The organism is Campylobacter sp. (genome assembly GCF_020024835.1).
GTDB lineage: Bacteria > Campylobacterota > Campylobacteria > Campylobacterales > Campylobacteraceae > Campylobacter_D.
This window is the reverse complement of the sequence record NZ_JAHHTD010000057.1, coordinates 1-5875: the sequence shown is the minus strand read 5'-3', so window position 1 is coordinate 5875 and position 5875 is coordinate 1. Positions and strand designations below refer to the sequence as shown.

Annotated in this window: 7 protein-coding genes; 4 read left to right on the top strand and 3 right to left on the bottom strand. The window is 25.7% G+C overall.

The window, feature by feature from the left end; all coding sequences use genetic code 11:
• Window positions 1–83: 83 nt before the first annotated feature.
• From QZ429_RS07325 to ribA, 3 genes are read right to left on the bottom strand one after another with little or no spacing between them, the layout of a single operon-like run.
• Window positions 84–449: a hypothetical protein gene (locus QZ429_RS07325; RefSeq protein ID WP_291953296.1), complete on the bottom strand. Its 366-nt coding sequence runs from the start codon at window positions 447–449 to the stop codon at window positions 84–86.
• Between the two features lie 4 nt (window positions 450–453).
• Window positions 454–1035 carry a 16S rRNA (guanine(527)-N(7))-methyltransferase RsmG gene (gene rsmG / locus QZ429_RS07320; protein ID WP_291953295.1) on the bottom strand — a complete coding sequence of 194 codons (582 nt, stop codon included), beginning with the start codon at window positions 1033–1035 and terminating at the stop codon, window positions 454–456.
• Complete coding sequence (gene ribA / locus QZ429_RS07315) at window positions 1032–1592, bottom strand: GTP cyclohydrolase II (RefSeq protein ID WP_291953293.1); 561 nt, start codon at window positions 1590–1592, stop codon at window positions 1032–1034. Before ribA ends, rsmG begins: the two co-directional genes overlap by 4 nt.
• 67 nt (window positions 1593–1659) lie before the next feature.
• On the opposite strand from ribA, the gene hemB reads away from it, so the two are divergent.
• From hemB to QZ429_RS07295, 4 genes are read left to right on the top strand one after another with little or no spacing between them, the layout of a single operon-like run.
• Window positions 1660–2646: a porphobilinogen synthase gene (gene hemB, locus QZ429_RS07310; protein ID WP_291953291.1), complete on the top strand. Its 987-nt coding sequence runs from the start codon at window positions 1660–1662 to the stop codon at window positions 2644–2646.
• On the top strand, window positions 2647–3132 hold the full coding sequence (locus QZ429_RS07305) for a DUF2603 domain-containing protein (RefSeq protein ID WP_291953289.1): 486 nt from the start codon (window positions 2647–2649) through the stop codon (window positions 3130–3132).
• Window positions 3119–4474: an oxygen-independent coproporphyrinogen III oxidase gene (gene hemN / locus QZ429_RS07300; protein WP_291953286.1), complete on the top strand. Its 1356-nt coding sequence runs from the start codon at window positions 3119–3121 to the stop codon at window positions 4472–4474. The genes QZ429_RS07305 and hemN overlap by 14 nt, the downstream gene beginning before the upstream one ends.
• Before the next feature lies 1 nt (window position 4475).
• Window positions 4476–5756, top strand: coding sequence for a (Fe-S)-binding protein (locus QZ429_RS07295; RefSeq protein WP_291953284.1), 1281 nt, complete (start codon window positions 4476–4478; stop codon window positions 5754–5756).
• Window positions 5757–5875 lie beyond the last annotated feature (119 nt).

The following is a 5875-nucleotide window of genomic DNA, read 5'->3' as shown; positions in this document are numbered from 1 at the left end:
TGTAAATCAAATAGCTCACGATATCTTAGAAGACGCAGGCAAGAAGAAATTCTAAAGTTTAAAGAGGTATATTATATACCTCTTTATTTATCGATAATATACGATATCAAACATACTCCATCAACTTGCAACTTATAGATATTTTTCAAATTTTTTAACTCATCTAATAAAAATAATATCTTCATATCAAACATATAAAATTCAGCCATTTTTGAAGATATTTTTGCAAGATTTCTATCGCAAATTAAAGCATATTTTGCACCTAAAGCATTAGCAAGCAATACCTCATCTTCATTATTAACATAAACTGCAAATTCTACATTTTTACTTATAGCTTGTTGTATAATTTGCTCATCAAATTTAAAGCAATTAACGCTTTCTTTATCAAATTCACCTTTAAAATGAAAGAATTTTTGTGTAGGAATTAAATTGTGTCCAAAAATAAGCATATTGTTATTCCTTGATTTTTAAAATACAATAATTTCTAAGACCATTATTAAAAATATTATAATTATCCATTTGCTCTAATTCTTTATATATATTACTTCCTTTATAAAATAAAAACGTAGTATTTTCATCATAAAAACCATTGCAAAGATTTATTAATGGCTTAATATGCATTAAAGCTCGCGAGCTTACAAGATCTACTTTAAATTTAGGATAATTTTGTATTTTTTCTTTGATAATATTTACATTTATCAATCCTAGCTCTGTTTTAATCACCCTTAAAAATGAAGCTTTTTTAAAATTTGGTTCAAATAAAAAAAAATTACTATTTTTTAATAAACACGCTAAAAATATCGCAGGAAATCCCGCACCACTTCCTATATCAATGACTTTTTTTGCAAAATTTAAATCATAAAAATCTAAAATCTTAATGCTATCTATGATATTTTCATCTATATTTTCAAAATGAGTAAGATTATGCACTGCATTAAATTGCATTAATAATCTTTTATATTTTTCAATTTTTTCAAAAAAATCATCATAATTATATAAATTTAAATTTTTTACTTTTTCAAAATATGTATTCAATTTAGATGTCCCATTTGTATATGTTTAATCTCTAAATATTCTTTATTAAAATGATTTGCTTTAATAAGTATTGGAATTCTTGTATTAATTTTATCTTTTAAAGAATCAAGTTTATGTGGATTATTGGTTAATAAATTTATTTTTGAGATCTGATAATGATTTAATATAAACTCAACTATCTCATAAGTTCTTTCATCTGCTTTAAAACCTAATTGATGATTTGCTTCTATTGTATTAAAACCTTTATCTTGTAAAGCATAAGCATTGATTTTATTAAAAAGACCTATGCCTCTACCTTCTTGTCTTAGATAAATCACCATTCCACCATATTTTTGAATATACTTTAAGGAAAATTCAAGTTGTTCGCCACAATCACATTTTAAACTTCCCAAAACATCTCCCGTAAGACATTCTGAATGAATTCTAATATTTACTTCTTTATCAAATTTACCTTTAAAAATACAAAGATGTTCTTTATTTTTTTCTTTAAAACTTTGAATTTCAAATTCTCCAAACTGCGTAGGAAGTTTAGCTACACTAGAAATTTGTATATTCATTAATGCTTACCTTTTTTACAAAAATATGTTAAAATTTAATGGATTTTAACAAACAAAAAGGAAATTTATGTTTAAACGTTTTAGAAGGTTAAGACTAAATGAAAATATAAGAACTTTAATAAGAGAAAATACACTAAATTTAAATGATTTAATTTATCCACTTTTTGTTGTTGAGGGAAAAAATATCAAAAAAGAAATTAGTTCTATGCCTGGTGTTTTCCAAATGAGTATAGATGAAATTTTAAAAGAATGCCAAGAATTAATTTCACTTGGCATTAAAGCTATAATTTTATTTGGAGTCATAGAAGATGATAAAAAAGATAGCTGTGGAAGCGATGCTTTAAGCGATGATGGATTAATAGCTAGAAGTTTAAGAGAAATTAAGGCTAAATTTCCAAATTTAGTTGTTATAACTGATCTTTGCTTTTGCGAATATACAGAACATGGACATTGCGGGATTATAAATCCTTTAACAAAAAGTGTTGATAATGATCTAACCTTAGAAATTTCAACAAAACAAGCTCTAATTCATGCAAAAAATGGTGCTGATATGATAGCACCTAGTGGAATGATGGATGGTATCGTTCAAGCTCTAAGAAAAACATTAGATGAAAATGGATTTGAAAATTTACCAATTATGGCATATTCTACTAAATTTGCTTCAGCATATTATGGACCTTTTAGAGAAGTAGCTAAGTCAGCTCCAAGTTATGGAGATAGAAAAAGCTATCAAATGGATTTTGCAAATGGCAAAGAGGCATTAAGTGAAAGTTTAGAAGATGAAAGGCAAAATGCTGATATTTTGATGGTTAAACCTGCTCTTGCTTATTTAGATGTAGTTAAAGATTTAGCAAATCATTCTAAACTTCCAATTTGTGTATATAATGTCAGTGGAGAATATGCACTATTTAAAGCTGGTCAAAAAGCTGGAGTGATTGATTATGAAAAAATAGTTTATGAGACTATGTTGGCTTTTAAAAGGGCAGGAGCAACGCTCATTATCACTTATCATGCAAAAGAAATAGCTAATTTTCTTTTGCAAAAAAGGAAATAATTGAATAATCTTACAAAAAAAAATTCGCAAAAAATTATAGATGATTTATTAAAACAATTAGATATGGAAAAGCAAAATTACGCTATATTTCATCTAAAAAATATTAACGAAAAAGAAAAGCAAATAAATCTTGAAGCAGGAAGCACAGAGACATTTGAACCATGGTTTCTTATAGATGAAAATAATGAAATAAAAATGATGTTATCTATCAAAACTTTGATAGATTTTTTTCAAAAAGCTAAAGAAATTCAAGAAGAAAATTTTGAATTAAGACTTGAAAAGGCAATTTATCAGCAAATTCCTGTAGATTTTCACGATGTATGGATTGTAGCAATAGATGAAATTCAAAAACAAATCAAAAATGGTATTAAAAAATCAAATATAGATTTAGAACAATTGGTTAAAAATATTTATCTTAAATATCCAAATTTATTTTTAAATATGAAAGAAATGATACAAAAGGCTAAAAATAATGAAAGATTATAAAAATTTTACTAAATATTCTAAAGCTGGACCAAGATACACCTCATATCCTACTGCAGTTGAATTTAATAGTGATTTTAATTATGCAGACTATATACAAATTTTAAAACAACAACAAGCCCCTTTATCTTTATATTTTCATTTACCTTTTTGTAGAAGTGCTTGTTATTTTTGTGGTTGCAATGTAATTTATACTGCAAAAGAAGAAAATAAAGATAGATATTTAACCTATCTTTTTAAAGAATTAGACTTATTAGCCAATATCATTAAAACTAAAAGAATCGTAGAACAAATACATTTTGGAGGAGGAACTCCTACATTTTTTTCTGCAAAACAACTTGAAAAATTAATATTAAAAATCAAGAATATTTTTCCAAATTTTAGTCAAGATTGCGAAATAAGTTGTGAGATTGATCCTAGATTTTTAGATGAAGCACAAGCAGATGTTTTAATCAATAATGGCTTCAATCGTATTAGTTTTGGAGTGCAAGATTTTGATGCAAAAGTGCAAAAAGAAATACATAGAATTCAACCATTTGAGCTTACTAAAAATGCAGTAAATATGGTTAGAAATAAAGGCATAAAATCCATCAATATGGATTTAATCTATGGACTTCCTTTTCAAGATCTTGAAAGCTTTAAACAAACTCTAAAAAAAGCACTTTTAATCGATCCTGATAGACTTGCCATTTTTAATTATGCACATGTTCCTTGGCTTAAAAAAAATATGAGAAAGTTTGATGAGAGCACTTTACCAACCCCTAATATCAAACTTCAAATTTTAGAATATTGTGAAAAATTTCTAACTCAAAATGGATATAAAATGATAGGAATGGATCATTTTGCAAAACCACAAGATGAACTTTTTAAAGCATTAGAAAGTGGTACTTTGCATAGAAATTTTCAAGGTTACACTACTAAGGGTGGGACTGATTTGCTTGGTATTGGCCTAACTAGCATTAGCGAAGGTAAAAAGCATTATATGCAAAATTTTAAAGATATGCAAAAATATGAAAGTGCTATTGAAGAAGGTAAATTACCTTGTGAAAAAGGTATTATGCTTGATGATGATGATATCTTAAGAAAAGCCGTAATTATGGAACTTATGAGTAATTTTACATTAAATATAACTAAAATTGAACAAGAATTTAAAATTAATTTTTTTGAGTATTTTAAAGAAGAATTAAAACAATTAGACGAATTAAATCAATTTTTAAGCATAGATTCACAACGTATAAAAATCAATGAAACAGGTGTTTTGCTTATAAGAAACATTGCAATGTGCTTTGATAAATACTTAAAACAAATTAGCGAAGAAAAAAAAGTTTTTTCTAAAACGGTTTAGTATGCTAAATATATCTGAAATTTCAAATGCTTGCTTAAAATGTGGCAAATGTATTCCAGTATGCACTATACATGAAATAAATCGCGATGAAGCTACTTCTCCAAGAGGATTTTTGGATTTAATCAATGCGTATGAAAATCAAGAATTAATTTTAGATAAAAATCTTAAAAAAAATTTCGAATTATGCTTTTTATGCACTAATTGCGTTGAAGTTTGCCCAATTAATCTAAAAGTAGATAGTGCCATAGAGAAAATTCGCTATGATATAACAATGAAATTTGGAATGACTTGGTATAAAAAAATTATATTTTTTATTCTAAGAAAAAGAAATATTTTAAATTTATTAGCAAAATTTGGATACGTTTTTCAAAGTTGTGCTTTTAAATTACAAGATAGCAACTTAGGAATGAAAGCTAAATTTAATATTCCATTAATCAAAAAAGATCGCTTACTACCTTCTTTAACTAAAAAAAGTTTTTTAAATTCTAATCTCAATGATTTTATAAATAACAATGGAAATACAACTATAGGTCTTTTTATAGGATGCTTGTCTAATTATTCTTATACAAATACAGGATTTGCTTTACTTAAAATTTGCAAACATTTAAAAATTAATGTTGATTTATTAAAACAACAACAATGTTGCGGTGCTCCGCATTATTTTGCTGGAGATTTCAAAAGTGTTTATGAGTTAGCTAAAAAAAATATAATGTATTTTGAAGAAAAATTAAAAAAAATAGATTATATTATAACCCCAGAAGCCACTTGCTCTGCTATGCTAAATATTGACTATGAACATTTTTTTTATATAAATAATGATATAAAATGGGCTAAAAGGGCAAAAGCCGTATCTTCTAAGATTTTATTGGCTACAAAATATCTATACACTTACACCAATTTAGAAGAAATTTTAAAAAATAAACAAAAACTTAATCTAAGCATTACTTATCACGATCCATGTCATGCTAAAAAAATGCAAGGAATTTTCAAAGAACCAAGAGCTTTACTCAAAAATAATTATACTTTTAAAGAATTATCTAACTCAAACGAATGCTGTGGATTTGGTGGTATTAGTATGCAAATGGAAAACTACGATAATGCTTTAAAAGTTGGCACAAAAAAAGCTAATAATATCAAACATACAAAAGTTCAAGTTGTAAGTGCAGAATGCTCTGCTTGTAGAATGCAAATATCAAATTCCCTTGAATCTCAAAAAATTGATATTAAATTTTTACATCCTTTAGAATTAATAGCTAATGCGTTAGAAGAAAATCAATCGTGAATACTTTTAATATCTTCTATATTAGATCTATTTTTTTCAATTAGCATTCTATTTTTTTCTATATTTTCATTATTTTTCTTACATTCATTTTTTAAAATCTCTATATTTTTATATAAAAT

What these genes read in the sequence shown, in the direction of transcription:
- QZ429_RS07295 (WP_291953284.1), top strand. Translation starts at nt 4,476, where the DNA reads ATGCTAAATATATCTGAAATTTCAAATGCTTGCTTAAAATGTGGCAAA.
- hemN (WP_291953286.1), top strand. Translation starts at nt 3,119, where the DNA reads ATGAAAGATTATAAAAATTTTACTAAATATTCTAAAGCTGGACCAAGA.
- QZ429_RS07325 (WP_291953296.1), bottom strand. Translation starts at nt 449, where the DNA reads ATGCTTATTTTTGGACACAATTTAATTCCTACACAAAAATTCTTTCAT.
- hemB (WP_291953291.1), top strand. Translation starts at nt 1,660, where the DNA reads ATGTTTAAACGTTTTAGAAGGTTAAGACTAAATGAAAATATAAGAACT.
- ribA (WP_291953293.1), bottom strand. Translation starts at nt 1,592, where the DNA reads ATGAATATACAAATTTCTAGTGTAGCTAAACTTCCTACGCAGTTTGGA.